Raw genomic sequence first — 21603 nt, 5'->3', positions numbered from 1 at the left:
AGTTCATCCGGAGTCGAGCGGGGACGTGGCCCGGATGACTCGGGCCTGTCGCGCCAGCGCCAGCAGGCGGCCGTCGACGGCCCAGACGGCGCTGTCGTCGACGGCCCAGCCGGCGCCGGCCTGCTGCGTGCGGATGCGGACCAGGGCCCAGCCCTCAAATGCGCCGTGGTCGAGGGCGTCGGTGAAGTGGACGGTGAGTTCCGCGGTCGGCACCGGCCGCGGGGTGTGCCAGCGGGCGTAGAGCGCGGGCGGCAGGACGTCAGTGAGGGTCACGACCGCCGCCGCGTCGAGCGCGCGCTCGTCCGCGAACCGCACCCAGGCGACGAGTTCGGCCTGGTCGCCTCCGGCGAGCGGAAGGTCGTCGGTCGCGGGGCGCATCTCCAGCTGTTGGGCGCAGGGGGCCAGCTCGACGGGCAGGTCGACGGGCCGGAGGGCGCCCGGCCCGGGCACGGGCGGGGCAGGCTGCCCGGTGTACGAACCGTCCGAGGCCCCGGGGCGGCCCGGTCCGAAGAGCGCCGAGCCCAGCAGGGCGGCCGGCCGTCCTGGTGGCCGGTGAACACACAGGTGGCGCTGCGTCGGCCGGCGGCGGTCGCGGTACCGGAGAAGTGCAGCGGGCCCGCGTCGACGGGTTCGACGTGTGCCCGCAGGGGCGGCGGGGCGGCTGCCGCCCAGGCCGCCGGCTGACGGCCGGGGATCCCCTGCGGATGCGCCGGGTCGAGCAGCAGGGCAAGCGCCTCGGGGCGGCGGAGCGGGACGGTGCCTTCCAGCGCGGGGGTGTACAGGCCGTCCGGCCGGTGCAGGACCAGGGGCGCCATCGGCTGGCCGCCGGCATCGTACGGAGTGATGCGCAGGTCACCGAGGCACATGCACACGAACGCGTCGACCGTCGGCTCCTCCACGGCCAGCAGCTCGGACAGCTCCAGAAGATGGTCCGGGTCCGTGATGGCGTACGCCTCGGGATGCAAGGCGCGCGGATCCGGCCCGCCGCTTCGGGTGACACAAACACGCGCGGGCGGTTCGCGCCGTCAGGACGCACCCGTGAACGCCGCCGGCGTTTGGCGACCTGCTCGATGGCCCCCATAGGGCACCCCCACGCCACCGGCAATGAACTGTCGTCGACAATCAGCGCATGGATGTCGCCGAGCTGCTTGAAGCGGCTTCTCTGCTGATCCCTGAAGCGACCGCCACTGAGAACGACATCACGGTGCGCGATGTCTGGGAGTACCTCGTTCACGACGAGTGGGAGGTCGCACTGGGCCTGCTGGAGGAGCTTGGTGACAGCCATCCACTGCCTGTGATGTTCTGGGAGACGCTCGCCGACGCCGCTGAGCAGCTACGACTGGAACGAAGCGCGGCCTGGTGTCATTGGCGTTGTTTCGAGATCCGCCACGGCGTGATCCGGGCGGACCTGACTCTCCGCCCGGCCGCGGAGGCCCGGCGCAAAACGCCTGCCGCCGGCGCCGGTGTTCTGCGGCCGATGTGGAACATCGGACACCTATCGGCCACCGGTGAACCCGTACTCCATATCGCTCGACTGTGGGTCGAGGGCCGACCCTTCCTGGAGCCCGGCGGGCGATCCTCGATCCGGCTCGCGCCCCTCGATCCCTCCCCATGGCAGCATCTTGAGCCCGGCCAGCGGATCACCATGCATGAAGACCGATCGGTGGCCGGCACCGCAACCATTCTGGGTGTCCAACCACCCGCCACCGCGAAGCCGTCGGGATAACCGCCCGCCGGCTTCCGGTCTCTTGCCAGTGCAGAGAAGGGCGAGGACCTCTCCGCCGACGGCCGAGAATCTCCCCGGCGTCGGAGAACCAAAGGGCGACGACCGCGTGGGAGACCTGCCGGGAGGCGCGGGAAGGTGAGGGAGAACCGATCGACCCCCGAGTCGGTACGGACCGGGCAGGCCGGATCGTCGCCCTCGACGACGGAGCCCACGCCGACGCCACCAAGGACACCCCCGTATCGACGACGCAGAACCGGATCGCCGCTCCTGCCCGAAGGCCGACTGAGGCGGGCTCAGGAACGGAAGCCGATGATGCCGAAACCGGGCCGGCTTACCGCAAGCTCCGTCCAGCGGATGCACTGTATGACGGCCTCCACGACCTCGGGCTCGAGCAGCGGGGCATGCCCCTTCTTCTTGGTGGCCTCGAACTGCTCCAGCGCCTGGGCACACTGCCCGGGCGTCCACTCGCCACAGCCCGGCACGAACGTCCACGGCAGAGGAGCAGGCAGATCGGTGTGGCTGAAGGCCTCTGCGGACACCGCGGTGATCCCCAGGGCCATCAAGCCCTGATCGACCGCCGACAGCCGCCTCCGGGGACGTCGCGCTCCGGGAGGATGGTCCGGCGCAGGTTGTCCTGCGCGACGTTGGCCAGGTCCCGGCCGAAGGGCTTCCTGAGGCCGACGGCGATGGTCGACCTCCCAGTAGCGATGCGGCAGTTGAAGGACCGCAACGGACTGAGTCTGAAGTCCCTGGAGGCGAAGACGCCCTTCAGCCGTTCGTCGTGGGAGCGGTATCTCAACGGCAAGCAGTTCCCGCCCCGGCAGGCCCTCCGGGCCCTGTGCGGGGCGGCACGGGCGGAACGAGGGCGGGGTACTCGCACGGTGGGAACTCGCCGACGCGATCTGGAGCGGACGAGGCCACACGGCACCACATCGGTCTGCCCGGCCCTCCCCTCGGGCCTCCGGCGGGGACGGTACCACCGCATCCCGTACCGAGAACGCCACGGAAGGCCCCGGGGAAGTCGACGCGGAGACCGGCACGCAAGCCGACGCCGTCCACGGCCGGTCGTCCGCCCGCTCCTCCGGCTTCCTGCACCGGCTCCTGACGGCGGCCTCCGACTGGATCACCGTCCGCCCCCGCAGCGCGGCGGCCACGGTGGTGCTGCTGTGCGCGGCGGTGATCATTTCCGTCGCCGTGATCCACGTGTCCCGGGCCTCGGCTCCGGCATCCGCGTCCCGCCCGCCCGTGTGCCGGCTCGGGACCTGTGAAGGCCGGGACCCCAAATCCACCGCCTGCGAGGATCCGGAGACCCTTGCCACGTACACGGCGGCGGACGGTACCCGGCTCGAGATCCGTCACAGTCCGAGCTGCCGGGCCGCCTGGGTACGCACCTGGCCCCGCCACTCGGGGTTCCGTATCCGCCTCACCGGTCCCGCCGGACACCCGCAGACCGCCGTCGTGCCGCGCTCTCGGCGGGCAGGAACAGTTCGTCACCACGCCTATGATCGCTGCACCTCGGCCCGCCCTCCTGCGAGCGTGTTACCAGAACCTTTTCTGGCACCGGCGGCGCTGACGCGAGCGGACTGAGCGCTACTCCTTGCAGATCTCGACGCACTTCTTGTGGGGAGCTTCGCCGCTCCAGGCGCAGCACGCCGAATGGTGCTCCCGAACCTGCGGGGCGTCCCGGTCGACGAATTCCGTGATGATGCGTCCGTCCTCGACACGGGACACCGCGACTTGCCTGTCGAGGTCCACCCGCAGGACTTCGGTCTGGAGGCGCAGGCAGCGCACGGCATATTTCTGCGCCTCCGCCGGGTATCTGGCGAACACAGCATCGATCTCGCGGAAGAACTCGGTGTCTGCCTCGGGCCCGCAGGCGTGTTTCACCTTCATGATGACCTCGTTACGACTTGCGCGCCGACTGTGTTCCCGCTGGCGAACTGGTTCCCGTGTCACGCCGCGGTTCCTGCCGGACACTTGGAGATCGTGACTTGGCGCCCCGCCCCTGCTTCCACGGTGGTGCCTGGTGTGCAAAGCCGCAACCCGGAGGGCCGGGCGACGGGTTGTCGCGCCGGCGGCTTCACACCCGCCTGACCGCCCGCTGTCCGGCTACCCGCAGCGGGCGGCGGACGGGTAGTCCTTGAGCTTGACGATCTGTGCCCGGGCCACTTCCGGTGCGTTCGCGGCGATCAGGTCGAGCATCTCCTGGGTCGGCTGGCCCATGAAAAACCGCTCGGCCCCTTCCCGGCCAGCCTGCTGGTGCAGGCTGACGTAGCCGCGCATCTGCTGCTCGTACGCCGCGAAGGCCGCCGTGTGCTCGCCGCCGGCCGTGGCCAGTTCTCCGGCCAGAATGCAGGCGCCGATCACGGCCTGTGAGGTGCCCCGGCCCGAGGTCGGTGCCGCACAGTAGCCCACGTCGCCCAGCAGGACGACCCGGCTTTTGGACCAGCGTTCCATCGTTCACCTGGGCGTTGGCGTCGAAGTCATGCAGGCGACCGCCCGCTGCGCATTCTGACCGGGACCAGGGTCACGGTGGAACATCTCTCGGCCCGGGACCAGATGGGCTGAGACCGATGTCGCCGGGGACCGCCCGCAACTCAGCCAGGGGTGCATTCGATTGACTGTGTGACGCCTTCTGCTGACGGTGTGACGCGCTTCTCGACACCACGCCGTCGACCCGCGCCGGCCGACGGCGGAACAGGTCTCCGGTCGTCTGCGGCAAGGCCGTGCATGGTACGTGGTGAGGGCCGCCCCACCTGTGAGCGGCCCTCACCACGGTCGTATGCGGGCCGTCAGGAGCACAGACTCCTTCAGATCGGCGTGTAGTACTCCAGTCTGACTTCGTGATCTATCCGGTGGATGCGCTGGCGAGGCGTTGTCGGTAATGGCTTCGCCGGCCGTTGCCTGGTGGCTTCTGCGCCAGTTTGACCAGCTCAGCAGTCTGGCTGAGGACGTGGGCAGTGGGCTGAGCAACGCCGCGGGCAGATGGCGGATTTCGGGGACGGTCAGGTTGATCGGGGCAGTGCTTCGGGCGGGGCGGTGTGGATCGGCGGGCCTGGCCGGTGCTGTGCTGGCGGCGACGGCGGCCAAGAACGCAAGGGCCAGCATGATGAGCGTGATGTGCCGGTGCCAGGAGGTCCAATGCCTGACCTGGTAGTGGTCGAGGCCGGCCTGGCCCTTGGCGGCCTGGAAACACTCTTCGATGCACCAGCGGGTGCCGGCGACACGGACCAGTTCAGACAAAGCCACCTCGGTGGGCGACCAGCACAGGTAGAAGGCGAGCTCTCCGGTGGCGGGGTTGCGGCGTATCAGCAGGTGACGGTGGTCGCCGGTGCCGGTCTGGACCCAGGCCCAGTCGTAGTAGCGCGGGCCCTTGGCGCCTGCTCCGGCGCTTTGCCGGTGCCAGGCGTCCCGGGGCAGGCGGTCGGCGAGGATGTCCGCGCGCATGGGGGTGCGGCCGTGGTTGATCCGCACCCGGGTGGAACAGGCGACGGCCAGGACGTAGCCGATCCCGCGGGCCTCCAGGGCGGCGCGAAGATGCGGGTCCTGGCCGTAGGCTTCGTCACCGGTCACCCACGAGGCGGCGAGTCCGGTGTCCAGCGCGGCGGCGATCATCTGCCAGGCCAGGCGGGGCTTGGTCGCGAACTGGACCTCGTCGGGGACTCCCACCGTGCGACGGCGCTCGGTATCGGAGCACCAGGAGTGCTCGGGCAGGTAGAGCCGACGGTCGATCAGCGCCCGCCCCCGCGGGGTGGCGTAGGCGAGGAACACACCGACCTGGCTGTTCTCGATCCGTCCCGCGGTTCCGGTGTACTGCCGCTGCACGCCCACAGAACCGCGGCCCTTCTTCACAAAGCCCGTCTCGTCCACGATCAGCACCCCACCCTCGGTGCCGAGGTGGTCGACGACGTAGGCACGGATCTCGTCGCGGACCGCATCGGCGTCCCAGCGGGCGCTTCGCAGCAGGCGCTGCATCGGGCCAGGGCGGGCGTGACCGGCCTGTTCGGCCAGCCGCCAGCAGTTCTTCCGTTCGGCGCCGGAGAGCAGTCCGAGTAGATACGCGCGGGCAGTCGCCCGGGGTTCTACCCGCCGGAACTGACCCGCGATCCGGGCCATGGCCTGGTCGAACATCGCCCGCCAGCGGGCAGGGTCTACACTATGGCCCGCGGCCACCGCACGATCTTCAGGAGTCGACACAACCCCCGATGATCATGCAGTGGCCGTTCCCGTTCCCACTCGGGTCCGGCACCAGATCGCGAAGTCAGACGGGAGTACTAGGCCGGCCTCCATGCCGCGATCAACCGGGCCCGGGGGCTGCCGTCGGCGCGCCGGCCGAACTCGGGCAGCGCGTACAGCTCCACCCGGAAGCCGGCACGCTCCAGTTCCCGCCGCACGTCGCCGAAGCGGAAGGCGCGGTAGTACATGACGAACGGCGGCCGCCACACGGCGTTGCGCACCCGCATCGCCGCGTCGAAACCGAGCAGCATCCAGAACGCCGCGGAGCGGGGGCGGGGAGGAGCCAGGACCGGGAAGGCGAACAGTCCGCCGGGCCGCAGCACGGAGTGGACCTGCCCGAAGAGGCCCGACAGCTCGGCCGGCAGGAAATGCCCGAGCGCACCGAAGCTCACCACCAGATCGAAGGCTGCGGTGAACGGCAGGGAACGGGCGTCCCCGCGGACCCAAAAGACCCGTGGACCGGCGACCGAGGCGCTCAGCGGACCGGCAGCCCGGGCCCGCCCCCGCGCCACGGCGAGCATGCCGGCGCTGAAGTCGACCCCGGTGACGCTCTCCCGGCACACCCGTGCCAGCACATCCGTCCCGACCCCCGTCCCGCAGCACAGGTCGAGCCCGTCGTCGAACGGCCCGGCCCCCTCCAGCACCGACGCCACGGCATCCAGCACCGGGTCCGGCGTCCGGAAGGGAGTGTGATCGAACTTCGGCGCCAGCAGGTCGTAGCCGCGCTCGACGGACGACAGCGCCTGGACGGCGAGCTCGCGGAGACTGGGGCCTTCGGGGGTGAACATCCGGGTCAGCTTAAGGGTTCGCACAGGGAGACCTCGCGTAGACATGACAGTCCGGCTGGCTGGCTTTTCACCACCCAGCCGGACTGCGAAATCAGTTGTTGTTGTTATTGTTGTTGTTGTTGCCCCCGCTGTTGTTATTGTTGTTGTTATTGGCACCGCCGTTATTGTTGTTGTTATTGATGACGATGACCTTGATTACGCCCTGGCGCACCGCCCCCGTCATGCCGCTGAATTTCGGGACTTGACAAATGGCACCGACCCATATGAACGCGCGCCGCGCCCGGAACAGGAAAGAGGTCGGCGCAGGGCCATCGGGGTTCGTATGGCAGGTATGCGGCTCAGGGCGCGAGGCGCACGGGAAGGGTCCGCACGCTGTTGCCCACGAAGCCGGCGTTGCGGGCGAGTTCGTGCTCGGGCACGGCGAGTTCGAGGCCTGGGAAGCGGGTGAACAGCCGCTCCAGCGCGACGGTGGCCTCCAGCCGGGCCAGCGGGGCGCCCAGGCAGTAGTGAGCGCCGTGTCCGAGCGACAGATGCCGTACGGCTCCGGGCCGCGCGGAACGGGTCACGTCGAACCGGTCGGCGTCCGGCCCGTGTGCGGCAGGGTCGCGCCCGGCGGCGGAGTAGCCGGCGAGGACGGGTGTGCCCCGCGGGATGACGGTCCCGTCGACGGTCAGGTCCCGCACGGGATAACGGAACGGGAAGTAGCTGACGGGCGCGTCCCAGCGCAGCGTCTCCTCGACGACGTCACCCCAGCACGCCGCCTTCTTCCGCACGAGGTCGAGCTGGTCGCGGTGGCCGCACAGGGCGCGTACGGCGTTGGTGATCAGGTTCAGCGTGGTCTCGTGCCCGGCGATGATCATCAGCACCAGGGTGCCGATCAGTTCCTCGTGGCCGAGCCGGTCGCCCTCCTCGTCCCGGGCGGCGATCAGCGCGCTGGTGAGGTCGTCGCCGGGCCGTTCGGACTTGGCGAAGGCGATCGCGCCCAGGACGGCGACGAGTTCGCGGTTGGCGGCGACGGCCTGCGCCGGCCCGATGCCGGTGGCGACGACCTGGCTGGACAGGTGGTGCAGCCGGTCGCGGTACTCGGCGTCGACGCCGAGGAGTTCACTGATGACGCCCATCGGCAGGGGTAGCGCGAAGTGCCGTCGCAGGTCGGCGACTCGGCCGCCGGACGCGGCGGCGCGAGCGAGGTCGTCCAGCAGGCCCGCGGTCAACTCCTCGATCCGCGGGCGCAGTTCTTCGACGCACCGTGCGGTGAACGCCCGGCTCACCAGCGACCGCAAGCGCCGATGGTCCTCCCCGTCCGCGGTGGTCATCCCCCGCACGGTCGCGAAGGTCGTCAACGGCCACCCCTCGGCGATCCGCCCGTCGCGCAGGGCGGTGAAGTGCCGCGCGTCCTTGGCGACGTCGGGGTGCGTGAGGAACTCCTTCAGCGCCTCGTGCCCGAGCACGACCGCCCCCTCGATCTCCCCCGGCAGCACGACCGGCGCGGCGGCGCCCCGGGCAAGCAGCCGTGCGTTGGCGGCATGCGGGCAGCCACCGGAGGGGTCCATGCGGTGCGGCACGGGGCGCGAGGTGTCCACAGGTGACTCCTGTGCTTCGGGGCCGGGTTGACGCCGTACGGAGATCGATTCTGCCTCCTCGGAGCACGGTGCGCAGTACCTCGGCGAAGCCCTTGGGGTGGGTGAGGTTGCCGTTGTGACCGCCGGGGAAATGGGCGAGGCCGACGCCGAGTTCCGACCGGATCGCAGCGACGGTGGCCCTGCTGGAGCAGCCGGCCTGACGTCTCAAGGCCCAAGGTCCTCTACCGGCTGCGCCGGCGGCGGCAGGGCATCAGCCGGCGTCGAGGACCGCCTTGCCCCGGAGCGTACGGCTGCCCAGCGCTTCCACCGCGTCCGCGACCTTGTCCCACGGGCCGCGCCAGCCGACCGGAACCTTGAGCCTGCCGGCGGCGACCAGCGTGAGCATCCGGGTCAACTGCGCCTGCCGGTCGGTGAGTCCGCCGCCGTTGTAGACCGACATGATCGACGTCGGCGCGATGTTTCCCAGCGTGGACCCGACGGGCAGCACGGCCTCCCGCCCGGCGGCCCAGCCGACGCTCTGCAGGCTGCCGCCGGAGGCCAACAGGGCGTAGGCGGAGACCAGTTGGTCACCGCCGACGGTGTCGACCACGACGTCGACCGGTTCCGCCACCCGGTCGACCGAGGCCACCACCTCGTCCGCGCCCGGCCCGGCGACCCACCGCGCGCCCTCTTCGGACGGGGCCACGCCGCCGACGTACGCCCCGGCGATCGCCGCGAGCTGCACCGCCAAGCCACCGGCGCCGCCGGACGCCCCGGTCACCAGGACCCGGCGGCCCAGCAGCGGGCCCGCCTGTTCCAGCGCCCGAAGCGCGGTGCCCGCCGCGACCGGTGACGTGGCGGGCCTCGCCGAGGTCGACCTCGTCGGGGACCTCGGCCACGTCGGTCACGTCCATGGAGCGCAGCGCGCCGAAGCCGCCGCCCTCGCCGAATCCCACGACCCGGCTGCCCACCGCGGGCCCACTGCCGTCGGCCGCCGCGCGGACGACGACGCCCGCCGAGTCGAAGCCGACCTCTCCGGGCCTGCCCCGCTGTGCGAAGTACAGCTCGGCCGCGTTGAGCGAGGTGTGCCGGACCTCCACCAGAACCTGGCCCGGGCCGCAAACCCCGGCCGATCCGGGGTTCTTCCCCCCGCTCGCCACCCACCCGCGGTTGGATGCCCCCATGACCACGGACGAGCACGAGCGGCTGATGCGGGCCAACCAGGAGAACTGGGACGCGCGCACGCCGGTGCACATGGCCAGCCGGTTCTACGGGCTCGGCCAGGACCTGGATCCCGCCCGCTGGTTCGCCTCCTTCGAGTGGGACGACCTCGGGAAGGTCGCCGGACGCGACGTGCTGCACCTCCAGTGCCATCTGGGCACCGAGACGCTCGCCTTCGCACAGCGCGGAGCGCGCGCCGTGGGGCTCGACTTCTCCCCGGCATCCGTGACGGCCGCCCGTGACATCGCAGCGCGGGCGAGGGCCGATGTGACGTACGTCCGGGCCAATGTGTACGACGCCGTCGAGGCCCTCGGGCAGCGGCGCTTCGACATCGTCTACACCGGCAAGGGTGCCCTGTGCTATCTGCCCGACCTCGGACGCTGGGCGGATGTCGTGGCCCGCCTGCTGCGTCCTGGCGGCCGGCTGTACGTCGTCGAGTTCCATCCGCTGCTGAACGCGCTCGGCCCCAAGCCCGCCCCGGGCGAGGGTCCCGAGCTGCTGCTGCGCCACGACTACCTGGGCGGCGACGGACCCGTCCACCGCGACGCGAGGTACACGTACACCGACGGCCCGGCCGTCGAGGGCGCTACCGACAGCTACGAGTGGATGCACGGAATAGACGAGGTCGTCAACGCGTTGACGGAGGCAGGACTGACCATCCGGCGGCTCAGGGAGAGCGACGAGCTGCCGTGGCCGCGCTGGCCGCAGATGGTCCGCACGCCGTCCGGCTGGTGGCGGCTGCCGGAGCCCCGGATCCCGCTCCTGTACGGTCTGTTGGCGATCCGCTGAGCCGTATGCCACCCCCGCACCCGTGCCCGGGGTGGTACAGTGCGATCAGCACGTGTGTACGCCCCGTTGCGGGCGCCGGTGCGAGTTCCTGATCCAGTTCGCCGACCCGCCCGCCTTCCGGCCGGTGCATCGGCTTCCTGCCACCGCCTCCTGAGCAGCGTTCTCGCCGTATCCGGGGTTCTGCCGTACCCGAGGTGGTGTTCCCAGCCGCCGAGGCGCACCCGTACGCCTCTCGTTCGCGGCTTCTCCCCTTCCCCTCGCATGTCTCATGCCATCCGTCCGTGAAAGGACCACCATCCATGACCATCACACTCGAACACCCCCCTGTACAGCAGCGGCCTCCGGCCCCCCGGCTCGTCACCGGCGTCCTCGACATCGACGCGGGCGGGAAGGGCCACCTGTGCGCCGAGAACTGCCTGCCCACCCCCTCCGACCCCCAGGTCTCCCCGGCGTTGATCCGCCGTCACGGCCTGCGCAAGGGAGACCTGATCGAGGGCGTGCGCGGAGCGCAGCGCACCCTGACGGAAGTTGAGCGGATCAACGGCCGTACGCCCGGCCAACTGCACGGCCGCCGCCACTTCCGCGACCTGACTCCCCTCCACCCCCGCGAGCGGATCCGCCTGGAACACCCCGCATCCGGCCTTTCCGGACGCGTCACCGATCTGCTCGTGCCCGTCGGCAAGGGCCAGCGCGGGCTCATCGTGGCCCCGCCCAAGACCGGCAAGACAGTCCTGCTCCAGCAGATCGCCGCCGCCGTCGCCGGCAACCACCCCGAGTGCCACCTGATGGTGGTGCTGCTGGACGAGCGGCCCGAGGAGGTCACCGACATGCGGCGCTCCGTGTGCGGCGAGGTGTACGCCTCCACCTTCGACCGGGAGCCCAAGCAGCACATCGCGCTCGCCGAACTGGTCGTCGAGCGGGCCAAGCGGATCGTCGAGGCCGGCGAGGACGTCGTCATCCTCCTCGACTCCCTGACCCGCCTGTGCCGGGCCCACAACAACGCGGCCGCCGCCGGTGGCCGCACCCTCAGCGGCGGCGTCGACGCGGCCGCGCTGCAGGGCCCCAAGCGGCTCTTCGGCGCCGCGCGCCTGGCCGAGGAGGGCGGCTCGCTCACCATCCTGGCCACGGCGCTGGTGGAGACCGGCTCCCGCGCCGACGACTTCTTCTTCGAGGAGCTCAAGAGCACCGGCAACATGGAACTCCGTCTGAGCCGCGAACTCGCCTCCCGCCGCGTCTTCCCGGCCGTCGACATCAACGCCTCCGGCACCCGCCGCGAGGAACTCCTTCTCGCCCCCGCCGAGCTGACGACGACCCGTGGCCTGCGCCGTGCCCTCCAGACCCGCGACGGCCAGGCCAACCTGGAAACCCTCCTGGGTCGCCTGCGCGAAACCCCCGACAACGCCACGTTCCTGCGCCGCATCCAGCCGACGCTGCCCAGCGGCTGAAGCGTCCCGAAGGGTTTCGAAGCGGGCCTGATGACCCCTGATGACCTGGTGAGCTGCCCGGCTGCGCACTCTGCGTGCCGTGGAAGAGGGAGGGCTCGAGCGGTCGTATCGGTTCCGTCAGGAGGTCTTCGCCGGAGAGGGCCGCAGCGAGCGGCGCTAGGGCATCCGGGTGGTCGCGTGCCCCGTTCGGCCGTCGGCAGTGTCACCCTGCAGCCAGTCCGTTCCTACGTTTGCGGTATGACAATCGGATTCTCTCGCCGGACCGCTGTGTCGGCCTGCGCCCTCTGTGCAGCGGGCGTGCTGGTGCTCGCCTCGCCGGTCGCGGCGGCGGGCCGGGCCGGGGCGGACCCCAGCGCGCCGGGGCGGCCCGGGGCGGCGATGCCGGAGCCGGCCGTGCTGCAGAGCTCGGGTACGCAGGTCCGGCCACGCGCCGGGGCGCCCCAGGTTCCGGACCTCTCCGCGCTGTCGTGGCTGGTGGCCGACGCCGGCACCGGCGAGGTGCTCGCTGCGTACGACGCGCACCGGAAACTGCCGCCCGCGAGCACGCTGAAGACCCTGTTCGCTCTCACCGTGCTGCCGGTCCTCCCCGGTGGCGTCCGGCACACCGTCAGCAAGGAGGAGCTGGAGGGCATCGGGGACGGCAGCAGCCTGGTCGGGGTCGCCGAGGGGCATACGTATCAGGTGGCCGATCTGTGGCGCGGGGTCTTCCTCAACTCCGGGAACGACGCGGTGCACGTGCTCGCCGCGCTCAACGGCGGCTGGGACCACACGGCCCGGCAGATGCAGTCCAAGGCCCGGGCCCTGGGCGCCCTCGACACGGCGGTCGTCTCCCCCGACGGCTACGACGCCGACGGACAGGTGTCCTCGGCGTACGACCTGGCCGTGTTCGGGCGGGCCGGGCTGCGCAACTCCGACTTCGCGCGCTACTGCTCCACCGTGGCGGCCGGGTTCCCCGGCGACGGCGGCTCGTACGAGATCGAGAACACCAACCGGCTGCTGACCGGCGCCGACGGTGTGGCGCCGTATCCGGGTCTGATCGGCGTCAAGAACGGCTACACCAGCAACGCGGGCAACACGCTCGTCGCCGCGGCCCGCCATGGCGGGCGCACCCTCGTCGTCACCGTGATGAACCCTCAGGAGGGCGGCGGGTTCGCCGTGTACGAGGAGGCACGCGAGCTGCTCGACTGGGGTTTCGCCGCCTCTGGGCACGTCGATCCGGTCGGTTCGCTCGACGCGCTGCGCCCCGCGTCGCACGGAGCAGTGGTCGCCGTTCCGGCCGCGGCGACCGGGGGGTCGGACTGGCCGGAGACCGGGGCGATTGCGGGTGCCGCCGGGCTGGGCGCGGGCGCCGTGCTGCTCACGCTGCGGTTCAAGGGCAGCAGACTCACACGCGACTGACCGACCGGCAGCCCGAGCAGCAGGCCGAGCGTGATCCAGGCGTAGGCGTTGCTGCCGAGGAAGCCGTCGATGCCGGACGCGTCGTCGAGCCACAGCCACACCACACTGCTGCACAGCACCGCGTACACGGCGGCCGCGACCCGCAGCCGTCCCGCGCGCAGCAGCACGGCCAGCGACGGCAGCAGCCAGACGAGGTGGTGCACCCACGTGATCGGGCTGACCAGGCAGGCGGCCGCCCCGGTGAGCGCGAACGCCGCCGACCAGTCCCCCGCCGACACCGCCCGGCGCGCCCGCCAGGCCCAGACGGCCAGCACCGCCACGACCGCCAACACCCAGGCCGGGCGGCCCGTTTCGCCGAGCCGGGCCAGGATGCCCTGAACCGACTGGTTGGAGACGTAGGCGAGGCGCCCGACCCGGCCGGTGTCCCGGATCGCCTGCGTCCAGTAGAAGCGTGAGGCGTCCGGGGCCACCCGGGCCGCGAACGCGGTCGCTGCCGCGGCGACCGCCGTCGCGATGCCTGCGGCACGCCACCGCCGGGCCACCAGCAGCAGGCCGATGAACAGCGCGGGCGTGAGCTTGATCGCCGCGGCCAGTCCGATGCCGGCGCCCGCCCAGCGGTCCCGGCCGGTGGCCAGCAGCCGACTGTCGGTCAGGACCAGGGCCAGCAACAGCAGGTTGACCTGGCCGAAGCTGAAGGTGTCGCGGAGCGGTTCGAACAGTGCCAGGAGACAAAGGGCCACCGCCCAGCGGTACCAGCCGTACCGCCGCCACTCCCGTCCGGCGAGGAGGCGGAGCACCAGCGCCAGGGCCGCCAGGTTGAGCAGCAGCGCGAAGGCGACCGCGGTGTCCCATCCGACCAGCGCCATCGGCAGCATGCAGACGGCTGCGAACGGCGGGTAGGTGAAGCCGTATGTCGTCCCGGGCACCACGTAGTCGTAGATCCGGCCGCCGTGGTGGACCCAGCTGTCGACGGTGCCGTAGTAGACCCGCAGGTCGAACCAGTCGCGCAGCAGCGGCACGGTCGCCGTGAAGGCGGTCACGGCGGCGGCCAGGGCCAGGACGAGGAGCAGGCGTCCGCGGTGGGTGCGGGGCCCGCTGAGGCCGTACGTCCTCATGCCGTACGTCCCAGGGCCGGGGCCTGGGCCGCCTGGTGGGCCTGCCACAGGACGACCACCCCGAGCGCGCCGCCGGAGACCGCCAGCACGAGTTGCCCGGTGTCGGCCGGGCCGCCGCTGGGCAGGACGCAGAGCGCCAGCACGCCGGTCACGGCCGCCATCCGATGCCGTACCGACGTGGTGGGCGCGGCGGCGGCGATCAGGAACAGGCCCCACAGGGCGTACCAGGGGCGGATGGCCGGCCCGAAGGCGGCCACCGCGGCCAGGCTCAGGCCGAGCGCGTAGACGGGACGCGGACGCAGCCGCACCCAGATGACGAGGACGGCGACCGCGGTGACCGCGAGGCCCAGCACGTGCCAGGCCGGGACGGCCAGCGGGGCCAGGTCGCTGCCGAGCCGCTCCAGCAGTGCGCCGGTGGCGCGGCCGAGGAGGCTGGTGAGGGCCCAGTTCTGCGGGGACACCGGGGTGTCCAGGGCCCGTATCCAGCCGTAGCCGGTGCCGGCAACGGCCGTCGCGGCGGCGGTGGTGACGGCGGCCGCCGCGGCCGTCGTCAGAACGGACCGCACCGGGCGGCGGCCCGCGCGCATCTGCAGGACCACGACCGCGGCCAGTCCGAGCGCGGCGGGCGCCTTGACCAGGGCGGCGAGCGTGACCAGGACGGCGCCCAGGACCGGCCACCGGCCGAGCGCCGCGACCAGTCCGACGCCCAGCAGCCCGAGCATGATGGCGTCGTTGTGGGCGCCGGCGACCAGGTGCAGCAGCACCAGCGGGTTGAGGGCGCCCAGCCACAGCGCGGCGGACGGGTCGGCGCCGCTGTGCCGGGCGAGGCGGGGCAGAGCGGCCGCCATCAGCGCCACCCCGAGCAGCGCGACGAGCCGCATGCCGAGGAGCCCGGCGGGGACCTCGCCGCGCGTCACGCCGGACAGCGCGGAGGCGACGGCGAGGAACACCGGTCCGTACGGGGCCCCGGTGTGCCGCCACAGCGGGGCGACCTCGTCGGCGAGCGGACCGCCGAGCCGGGCCGGGCCGTGCGCGTAGACGTCGAGGTGCGCGTCGACCATCGCGCCCTGCGCCAGGTAGCTGTACACGTCCCGGCTGAACAGGGGCGGCGCGATCAGCAGCGGGGCGGCCCAGACGGCGAGCACGAGCAGCAGGGCGCGCGGCGCCGGCGGCTCGGCGCTGCGGACGAGCCGTCCGAGCAGCGCCCAGGCCGCTATCAGCAGGACGACGCCGAAGTACACGCCGACCAGGCCGAGGGCGGCCTGGGCGGAGGCGGGGGCCAGGAGTTCCCGGACGGGCAGGGCTCCGGCCGTCTCACCGCCCAGCGCGAGGAAGGCGGTACCGGCCAGCCCGAGCACCTGGCAGCGGCGGAGATCGACGGGGAAAGCCATGGCCAACACTCGGTCAGCCTGTCAACGCCGGATGGCCAGAACTTGACGCGCCTCCCACCACGCGGCGGCCTGCGTGTGACCGGCGGGTGATCAGGTGGACCGCGCAAGGGCGAACCTCAGAACACCGACAGTCCGGTGAGCGTCGTGAAACGGTCCAGGGCCGCCACCCCCGCCACCGAGTTGCCGCGCTCGTCCAGGCCGGGGCTCCACACGCACAGCGTGCAGCGGCCCGGTACGACCGCAACGATGCCGCCGCCCACCCCGCTCTTGCCGGGCAGGCCGACCCGATAGGCGAAGTCACCGGCCGCGTCGTACGTCCCGCACGTGAGCATGATGGCGTTGACCTGCTTGGACTGGCTGCGGCTGAGCAGCCGGGTGCCGTCGGCGCGGATGCCGTGCCGGGCCAGGAAGGAGGTGGCCAGGGCGAGGTCGGCGCAGGAGGCCGCGATGGAGCACTGGCGGAAGTACTGGTCGAGCAGGACCGGCACCGGGTTGTCGATGTTGCCGTAGGACGCCATGAAGTAAGCAAGCGCGGCGTTGCGGTCGCCGTGCGCGGACTCGGACGCGGCGACCTCCTTGTCGAAGGCCAGGTCCGGGTTGCCGCTCTCGGCGCGCAGGAAGGCGAGCAGCTCGCCCGCCGCGTCGCCGGTACGGGTGTGGAGGCGGTCGGTGACCACCAGGGCGCCCGCGTTGATGAACGGGTTGCGCGGGATGCCGTTCTCGTACTCCAGCTGCACCAGGGAGTTGAAGGGGTTGCCGGAGGGCTCGCGGCCCACGTGCTCCCACAGTGCGTCGCTCTCGCGGGCCAGGTCCAGGGCGAGGGTGAAGACCTTGGTGACGGACTGCGTGGAGAACGGCTCCCGCCAGTCCCCCACGCCGTACACCGTGCCGTCCAGCTCCGCGACGGCCATGCCGAAGCGGCGGGGGTTGCAGGCCGCGAGCACCGGGATGTACTCGGCGGGCCGCCCGCGGCCGGGCGTCCGCTCGATCTCCTCGGCGATGCGCTCCAGGACCGGCTGGAAGGTCATGGACGACGTCATGATCACCATTGTCCCTCCTGGCCGGTCCTGGTGCGCATCCGCAGGTCAGGCGCTGGGTGCGGCGCTGCCCGCGACGACCTCGGGGCGCAGCAGGTCGGCGAGCCGCTCGGCTGGCAACAGCCCCTTCTCCAGGACGAGTTCGGCAACTCCCCGGCCGGTGACCATGGCCTCCTTGGCGATGTCGGTGGCGGCCGTGTACCCGATGTGCGGGTTGAGGGCCGTGACCAGGCCGATGGAGTTCTCGACCGTCGCGCGCAGCACCTCGGTGTTGGCGGTGATGCCGTCGACGCAGCGCTCGGCCAGCGTCAGGCAGGCGGCGCGCAGGTGCGTGATGCTCTCCGACAGCGAGTGCAGGATGACCGGCTCGAAGGCGTTGAGCTGGAGCTGCCCGGCCTCGGCAGCCATGGTGATGGTGACGTCGTTGCCGATCACCTCGAAGGCAACCTGGTTGACGACCTCGGGGATCACTGGGTTCACCTTGCCGGGCATGATGCTCGAACCGGCCTGCACCGGCGGCAGGTTGATCTCGCCGAGGCCCGCGCGCGGCCCGGAGGACAGCAGGCGCAGGTCGTTGCAGCTCTTGGAGAGCATCACCGCGATCCGCTTGAGCACGCCGGACATCTGGACGAACACGCCGCAGTCCTGGGTGGCTTCGACCAGGTTGGCGGCGGTGACCAGGGGCAGCCCGGTGATGTCGGCGAGGTGGCGGCGGGCCGACTCGGCGTATCCGGCGGGCGCGTTGAGGCCCGTGCCGATCGCGGTGGCGCCGAGGTTGATCTCCTGGATCAGCTCGACGGCCTCCGCGAGGCGGCTGCGGTCCTCGTCGAGCATGACGGCGTACGCCGAGAACTCCTGCCCGAGCGTCATCGGCACCGCGTCCTGCAGCTGGGTGCGGCCCATCTTCAGCACGTCGCGGAACTCGACGGCCTTGCGGGCGAAGGCGTCCTGGAGCACGGCCATGGCCTTGAGCAGCCCGCGCACCGCGAAGACGGTCGCGATCTTCACGGCGGTCGGGTACACGTCGTTGGTCGACTGGCCGAGGTTGACGTCCTCGTTGGGGTGCAGGTACTGGTACTGGCCCTTCTCGTGGCCCAGCAGCTCCAGCGCCCGGTTGGTGACGACCTCGTTGGCGTTCATGTTGGTCGAGGTGCCGGCGCCGCCCTGGATCACGTCGACGACGAACTGGTCGTGCAGCTTGCCGTCACGGATCTCGCGGCAGGCGGCGACGACGGCGGCCGCCTTCTTCGGCTCCAGCAGGCCGAGTTCCTCATTCGCGAGGGCGGCGGCCTCCTTGACGGCGGCGAGGGCGTCGATCAGGTGCGGGTAGGCGGAGATCGGGGTGCCGGTGATGGGGAAGTTCTCCGTGGCGCGCAGGGTGTGGATGCCCCAGTACGCGTCGGCGGGGACGTCGCGGTCTCCGAGCAGATCGTGTTCGCTTCGGGTGGCGGCGGCGGTCATGAGGGTGCGGGTCCTCTTTCGGAGGTTCGGAGGTGAGGTTGAGGTGAGGTTCCTCGTGGGTCGGGCGTACGGGGTGGTCCCGCGGGGCCCGGGCTTCAGGCGCAGGCCGGCAGCATGACCGGGTCCAGCGCGCGCACCGGCCGGACGCAGCCCACCGGTTCGCCGCCGCCCAGCAGCGGCTCCCCCGCGAACTCGGCGAGCAGGGCCGGGTCGACGCCGGCCCGGGCGAGGGCGGCCGCGGCGACCGGGATGCGGGCCCGGTTGGCGCCGTCGGCGATCTTCACGGCGATCGCCCGGCCGTCCGGGAGGGCGGCGACCTGGACGCCCTCGAAGCCGTCCTTGGCGAGCAGCCCGGGCACGGCCCGCATGAGCGCGGCCACATCCCGGCCGGAGCCGGAGGCCATCTCGGCGTGCTCGCGCATCGCGTCCGCCACGCGGGCCTCGGGAGTGCCGGGCGGGGCGGTGGTGATGCGGGCGGCGGCGCGGGCCAGGCCGTGCAGGGAGACGGAGAACAGGGGCGCGCCACAGCCGTCGACGGTGACCCGGGCGATGCGCTGCCCGGTGAGGTCCTCCGCGATCTCGGCGATGGCCTGCTGGAGGGGGTGGGCCGGGTCGAGGTAGTCGTCGAGGGACCAGCCGTTGAGCTTGCAGGTGTACAGCATGGCCGCGTGCTTGCCGGAGCAGTTCTGGGCGAGCCGGGAGGGCAGGCGGCGCTCGCGCACCCAGGCGTCGCGGACGACCGGGTCGAACGGCAGGTCGGGCACGTTGCCCAGGTCGTCCTCGGTCAGGCCGGCCAGTTCGAGGATCCGCCGGGTGCCGGCGAGGTGGTACTCCTCGCCGGAGTGGCTGGCGGCGGCCAGCGAGAGCAGGTCGCCGTCGAGCGGGAGCCCGGCCCGCACCATGGCCACGGCCTGGACGGGCTTGAGCGCCGAGCGCGGGTAGAAGGCGGCCTCGATGTCGCCGAGCTGGAACTGTACGTCGCCGTCGGCGCCGAGGACGACGACGGAGCCGTAGTGGATGCCCTCGATCACCCCGCCGCGTACGAGGTGGGCGACGGGAGCGTGGAGGGGTTCGCGGACAAGGGGTGCGGCCGCGGGGGAACTGCTGTACATCACTGCCTGGATCACTGGTGGGTTGTCGTGGGCCTGCGCGGGGTTCACGCGTCGGCCTTGGTGGAGGTGCGCGCGATGCGGCCGCGGATGGCGAACCAGCCCGCGACCAGCGCTGCGGCGATCAGCGGCAGGCACAGCACGGTGGTGCGTCCGGCGCCGCCTTCGGCGTACATGAGGACCAGGACGGACGCGAGGAAGGCCAGCGTCACGGTCTCGGTCCAGGGGGAGCCCGGCAGTCGGTAGCCGGGCCGGGTCAGCTCGCCCTGCCGGGTCTTCCGCCAGAAGAGCAGGTGACAGAGCATGATCATGCCCCAGGTGGCGAGGATGCCGATCGCGGCGAAGTTCAGCACGATCTCGAACGCGTCGGCCGGGACGACGAAGTTGAGGCCGACGCCGAGAACGCAGATGCCGCTGGTGAGCAGGATGCCGCCGTAGGGGACCCGGCTGCGGCTCATCTTCGCGGTGAACTGCGGCGCGGAGCCGTTGACCGCCATGGAGCGCAGGATGCGGCCGGTGGAGTACAGGCCGGAGTTGAGCGAGGACATCGCCGCGGTGAGCACGACGAGGTTCATCACGCCGCCCGCCGCCGGGACGCCGATGTGGGACAGCACCGTCACGAAGGGGCTCTCTCCAGCGCTGTACTTGTTCCAGGGCAGCAGCATCGACAGCAGGACGACCGAGCCGACGTAGAACAGGCCCACGCGCCACATGATGGAGTTGATCGCCTTCGGCATGATCTTCTCGGGGTTCTCGGTCTCGCCGGCGGCGACGCCGACCAGTTCGACGGAGGCGTAGGCGAAGACGACGCCCTGGATGATCAGCAGCATGGGCAGCAGGCCGTTGGGGAAGACGCCGCCGTTGTCGGTGATCAGGGACGGGCCGGGGGCGTGGCCGTCGACGGGGTGCTGGGTGACCAGCAGGAAGATGCCGATGCACATGAAGACGGCGAGCGCACCGACCTTGACGATGGCGAACCAGAACTCCAGTTCGCCGAAGATCTTCACCGAGATCAGGTTCACCGTCAGCACCACGGCCAGGGCCATCAGCGCGATCACCCACTGCGGGACGTCGGAGAACATGCCCCAGTAGTGGGTGTAGGTGGCCACCGCGGTGATGTCGGCGATGCCCGTGGTCGCCCAGTTGAGGAAGTACATCCAGCCCGCGGTGTAGGCGCCCTTCTCGCCGAGGAACTCGCGGGCGTACGACACGAAGGCGCCGGAGGAGGGCCGGTACAGCACCAGTTCGCCGAGCGCGCGGACGACGAGGAAGGCGAAGACGCCGCAGACCGCGTACGCGACGAAGAGGGACGGGCCGGCGTCGGCCAGGCGGCCGCCGGCGCCCAGGAAGAGGCCGGTGCCGATGGCGCCGCCGATGGCGATCATGTTGACGTGCCGGGACTTCAGGGACTTGCTGTAGCCGACGTCGCCCGCGTCGACATGGCCGACCGCCGTCCGCGTCTCTTTCCGGAGGGACTGCTCGCTCACGCCTCGGGTCCGCCTTCCATGGGGGTGTGCGCGGGGCGCACGATGTCGGTGAGGGTGCTCTCGACGCGGTCGAGGTGGTGGGACATGGCCTGCACCGCGTCCTGTTCGGACCCGTCGGTCAGAGCCTCGACGATCGCCCGGTGCTCCCGGTTGGACTGCTCGCGCCGGCCGCCCAGCTCGTTGAGGAAGGCCGACTGGCGGGCCAGCGCGTCCCGGATCTCCTCGATGACCCGGCGGAAGACCGGGTTCTGGGCGGCCTGGGCGACGGCGAGGTGGAACAGCGTGTCCAGCGCGACCCACGAGGTCGTGTCCGTCTCCCGCTCCATCCGCTCCAGCAGGTGCGTCAGGTGGTCGAGGTCCTCGGGCGTGCGCCGCACCGCCGCGTAGCCCGCCACCGGGATCTCGACGTGCCGGCGCACCTCCAGCAGGTCGCTGGCCGCGTAGTCACCGAAGGTGGGGTCCTCGACGGCGTTGGCGACGACGAAGGTGCCCTTGCCGGTCTTCGAGACGGTCAGGCCCATGGTCTGCAGGGCCCGCAGGGCCTCCCGCAGCACGGGCCGGGAGACCTCGAGGGTGCGGCACAGCTCTGCCTCGGAGGGGAGCTTGTCGCCGACCGCGTACTCGCCGCGCTCGATGGCGCCGCGGAGGTGGGTGAGCACCGCTTCCATCGCACTGACGCGCCGCGGTACCGAGCCACCTGTCTGGCTGTCTGACAGGTTCACGGAGTTGATCCTCCGGGTAACGGGACGGGACTGTCAAGGGGCGGCCAGAAAGGAAACTTTCACGGGGCGTGACGCCTGAATACCGGCATCACGCCCCGTGGCGGTTCAAGAGGGTG

The 21603-nt window shown here is 71.6% G+C and carries 22 protein-coding genes and 2 pseudogenes; 7 read left to right on the top strand and 17 right to left on the bottom strand.

What is annotated here, in order from left to right:
- Positions 1-3 precede the first annotated feature (3 nt).
- Positions 4-450: a hypothetical protein gene (locus ABZV31_RS07880; protein WP_355889629.1), complete on the bottom strand. Its 447-nt coding sequence runs from the start codon at positions 448-450 to the stop codon at positions 4-6.
- Positions 451-704: 254 nt separating this feature from the next.
- Here ABZV31_RS07880 and ABZV31_RS07875 point away from each other — a divergent pair, with 254 nt between their 5' ends.
- Positions 705-1169 carry a hypothetical protein gene (locus tag ABZV31_RS07875; protein ID WP_355889626.1) on the top strand — a complete coding sequence of 155 codons (465 nt, stop codon included), beginning with the start codon at positions 705-707 and terminating at the stop codon, positions 1167-1169.
- Entirely contained in the window at positions 1130-1726 is a 597-nt protein-coding gene (locus ABZV31_RS07870) for a hypothetical protein (RefSeq protein ID WP_355889623.1), read from the top strand. Before ABZV31_RS07875 ends, ABZV31_RS07870 begins: the two co-directional genes overlap by 40 nt.
- Positions 1727-2019: 293 nt before the next feature.
- Here the strand turns inward: ABZV31_RS07870 and ABZV31_RS07865 are convergent, their stop codons facing one another.
- Together ABZV31_RS07865 and ABZV31_RS07860 are read right to left on the bottom strand one after the other, a co-directional pair.
- Entirely contained in the window at positions 2020-2286 is a 267-nt protein-coding gene (locus tag ABZV31_RS07865; protein WP_355889620.1) for a hypothetical protein, read from the bottom strand.
- Positions 2286-2525: a hypothetical protein gene (locus ABZV31_RS07860; RefSeq protein ID WP_355890123.1), complete on the bottom strand. Its 240-nt coding sequence runs from the start codon at positions 2523-2525 to the stop codon at positions 2286-2288. The genes ABZV31_RS07865 and ABZV31_RS07860 overlap by 1 nt, the downstream gene beginning before the upstream one ends.
- On the opposite strand from ABZV31_RS07860, the gene ABZV31_RS07855 reads away from it, so the two are divergent.
- The gene (locus ABZV31_RS07855) at positions 2413-2994 is read left to right on the top strand and encodes a helix-turn-helix transcriptional regulator (protein ID WP_355889617.1); all 582 of its coding nucleotides are present in this window, start codon (positions 2413-2415) and stop codon (positions 2992-2994) included. The two genes, ABZV31_RS07860 and ABZV31_RS07855, sit on opposite strands and share 113 nt — an antisense overlap.
- Positions 2882-3313, top strand: coding sequence for a DUF2690 domain-containing protein (locus tag ABZV31_RS07850; protein ID WP_355889615.1), 432 nt, complete (start codon positions 2882-2884; stop codon positions 3311-3313). Before ABZV31_RS07855 ends, ABZV31_RS07850 begins: the two co-directional genes overlap by 113 nt.
- A 3-nt stretch (positions 3314-3316) precedes the next feature.
- Here ABZV31_RS07850 and ABZV31_RS07845 read toward each other — a convergent pair whose 3' ends face one another.
- From ABZV31_RS07845 to ABZV31_RS07815, 7 genes and pseudogenes are all read right to left on the bottom strand, one after another.
- A complete protein-coding gene (locus ABZV31_RS07845; protein WP_355889613.1) occupies positions 3317-3703 on the bottom strand; it encodes a hypothetical protein in 387 nt (128 codons plus the stop codon).
- 132 nt (positions 3704-3835) lie between these two features.
- Complete coding sequence (locus ABZV31_RS07840; RefSeq protein WP_355889610.1) at positions 3836-4183, bottom strand: hypothetical protein; 348 nt, start codon at positions 4181-4183, stop codon at positions 3836-3838.
- Between the two features lie 391 nt (positions 4184-4574).
- Positions 4575-5842 (bottom strand): annotated as a pseudogene (locus ABZV31_RS07835) (IS701 family transposase).
- Positions 5843-6000: 158 nt separating this feature from the next.
- The gene (locus tag ABZV31_RS07830) at positions 6001-6750 is read right to left on the bottom strand and encodes a class I SAM-dependent methyltransferase (RefSeq protein ID WP_355889607.1); all 750 of its coding nucleotides are present in this window, start codon (positions 6748-6750) and stop codon (positions 6001-6003) included.
- 91 nt (positions 6751-6841) lie between these two features.
- Positions 6842-6973: a hypothetical protein gene (locus tag ABZV31_RS07825; protein ID WP_355889606.1), complete on the bottom strand. Its 132-nt coding sequence runs from the start codon at positions 6971-6973 to the stop codon at positions 6842-6844.
- Positions 6974-7088: 115 nt separating this feature from the next.
- On the bottom strand, positions 7089-8333 hold the full coding sequence (locus ABZV31_RS07820) for a cytochrome P450 (protein WP_355889604.1): 1245 nt from the start codon (positions 8331-8333) through the stop codon (positions 7089-7091).
- A gap of 250 nt (positions 8334-8583) precedes the next feature.
- Positions 8584-9093, bottom strand: coding sequence for a zinc-binding dehydrogenase (locus ABZV31_RS07815; protein ID WP_355889601.1), 510 nt, complete (start codon positions 9091-9093; stop codon positions 8584-8586).
- Between the two features lie 401 nt (positions 9094-9494).
- On the opposite strand from ABZV31_RS07815, the gene ABZV31_RS07810 reads away from it, so the two are divergent.
- From ABZV31_RS07810 to ABZV31_RS07800, 3 genes and pseudogenes are all read left to right on the top strand, one after another.
- A complete protein-coding gene (locus ABZV31_RS07810; RefSeq protein WP_355890079.1) occupies positions 9495-10322 on the top strand; it encodes a methyltransferase in 828 nt (275 codons plus the stop codon).
- A gap of 299 nt (positions 10323-10621) precedes the next feature.
- Positions 10622-11767 (top strand): transcription termination factor Rho, encoded by a 1146-nt coding sequence (rho, locus tag ABZV31_RS07805; RefSeq protein ID WP_355889599.1) that lies wholly within the window; start codon positions 10622-10624, stop codon positions 11765-11767.
- Between the two features lie 30 nt (positions 11768-11797).
- Positions 11798-12841: pseudogene (locus tag ABZV31_RS07800) on the top strand (serine hydrolase); the annotation flags it as partial.
- Positions 12842-12900: 59 nt separating this feature from the next.
- On the opposite strand, the gene ABZV31_RS07795 reads toward ABZV31_RS07800, so the two are convergent.
- From ABZV31_RS07795 to ABZV31_RS07765, 7 genes are all read right to left on the bottom strand, one after another.
- Positions 12901-14280 (bottom strand): glycosyltransferase 87 family protein, encoded by a 1380-nt coding sequence (locus ABZV31_RS07795; RefSeq protein WP_355889597.1) that lies wholly within the window; start codon positions 14278-14280, stop codon positions 12901-12903.
- On the bottom strand, positions 14277-15671 hold the full coding sequence (gene mptB / locus ABZV31_RS07790) for a polyprenol phosphomannose-dependent alpha 1,6 mannosyltransferase MptB (RefSeq protein WP_355889594.1): 1395 nt from the start codon (positions 15669-15671) through the stop codon (positions 14277-14279). The genes ABZV31_RS07795 and mptB overlap by 4 nt, the downstream gene beginning before the upstream one ends.
- Positions 15672-15787: 116 nt before the next feature.
- A complete protein-coding gene (locus ABZV31_RS07785) occupies positions 15788-16720 on the bottom strand; it encodes a glutaminase (RefSeq protein WP_355889591.1) in 933 nt (310 codons plus the stop codon).
- Positions 16721-16756: 36 nt separating this feature from the next.
- Positions 16757-18169 (bottom strand): aspartate ammonia-lyase, encoded by a 1413-nt coding sequence (gene aspA / locus ABZV31_RS07780; protein WP_355889588.1) that lies wholly within the window; start codon positions 18167-18169, stop codon positions 16757-16759.
- Between the two features lie 95 nt (positions 18170-18264).
- A complete protein-coding gene (locus ABZV31_RS07775) occupies positions 18265-19281 on the bottom strand; it encodes an asparaginase (protein ID WP_355890077.1) in 1017 nt (338 codons plus the stop codon).
- 44 nt (positions 19282-19325) lie between these two features.
- On the bottom strand, positions 19326-20765 hold the full coding sequence (locus ABZV31_RS07770) for an amino acid permease (protein ID WP_355889585.1): 1440 nt from the start codon (positions 20763-20765) through the stop codon (positions 19326-19328).
- On the bottom strand, positions 20762-21433 hold the full coding sequence (locus ABZV31_RS07765; protein ID WP_355890074.1) for a FadR/GntR family transcriptional regulator: 672 nt from the start codon (positions 21431-21433) through the stop codon (positions 20762-20764). Before ABZV31_RS07765 ends, ABZV31_RS07770 begins: the two co-directional genes overlap by 4 nt.
- Between the last annotated feature and the right edge of the window lie 170 nt (positions 21434-21603).

The sequence above is a fragment of the Streptomyces sp. NPDC005202 genome, from assembly GCF_040608235.1.
Lineage (GTDB): Bacteria > Actinomycetota > Actinomycetes > Streptomycetales > Streptomycetaceae > Streptomyces.
The sequence above is the reverse complement of the archived record's forward strand: the minus strand, read 5'-3'. Positions and strand labels throughout refer to the sequence as shown.

Coding starts and splice junctions, on each gene's coding strand:
- ABZV31_RS07875 (WP_355889626.1), top strand. CDS start 705: ATGCGCCGGGTCGAGCAGCAGGGCAAGCGCCTCGGGGCGGCGGAGCGG.
- ABZV31_RS07870 (WP_355889623.1), top strand. CDS start 1,130: ATGGATGTCGCCGAGCTGCTTGAAGCGGCTTCTCTGCTGATCCCTGAA.
- ABZV31_RS07865 (WP_355889620.1), bottom strand. CDS start 2,286: ATGGCCCTGGGGATCACCGCGGTGTCCGCAGAGGCCTTCAGCCACACC.
- ABZV31_RS07855 (WP_355889617.1), top strand. CDS start 2,413: ATGGTCGACCTCCCAGTAGCGATGCGGCAGTTGAAGGACCGCAACGGA.
- ABZV31_RS07840 (WP_355889610.1), bottom strand. CDS start 4,183: ATGGAACGCTGGTCCAAAAGCCGGGTCGTCCTGCTGGGCGACGTGGGC.
- ABZV31_RS07830 (WP_355889607.1), bottom strand. CDS start 6,750: ATGTTCACCCCCGAAGGCCCCAGTCTCCGCGAGCTCGCCGTCCAGGCG.
- ABZV31_RS07825 (WP_355889606.1), bottom strand. CDS start 6,973: ATGACGGGGGCGGTGCGCCAGGGCGTAATCAAGGTCATCGTCATCAAT.
- ABZV31_RS07810 (WP_355890079.1), top strand. CDS start 9,495: ATGACCACGGACGAGCACGAGCGGCTGATGCGGGCCAACCAGGAGAAC.
- rho (WP_355889599.1), top strand. CDS start 10,622: ATGACCATCACACTCGAACACCCCCCTGTACAGCAGCGGCCTCCGGCC.
- ABZV31_RS07795 (WP_355889597.1), bottom strand. CDS start 14,280: ATGAGGACGTACGGCCTCAGCGGGCCCCGCACCCACCGCGGACGCCTG.
- mptB (WP_355889594.1), bottom strand. CDS start 15,671: ATGGCTTTCCCCGTCGATCTCCGCCGCTGCCAGGTGCTCGGGCTGGCC.
- ABZV31_RS07785 (WP_355889591.1), bottom strand. CDS start 16,720: ATGGTGATCATGACGTCGTCCATGACCTTCCAGCCGGTCCTGGAGCGC.
- aspA (WP_355889588.1), bottom strand. CDS start 18,169: ATGACCGCCGCCGCCACCCGAAGCGAACACGATCTGCTCGGAGACCGC.
- ABZV31_RS07775 (WP_355890077.1), bottom strand. CDS start 19,281: ATGTACAGCAGTTCCCCCGCGGCCGCACCCCTTGTCCGCGAACCCCTC.
- ABZV31_RS07765 (WP_355890074.1), bottom strand. CDS start 21,433: ATGGAAGCGGTGCTCACCCACCTCCGCGGCGCCATCGAGCGCGGCGAG.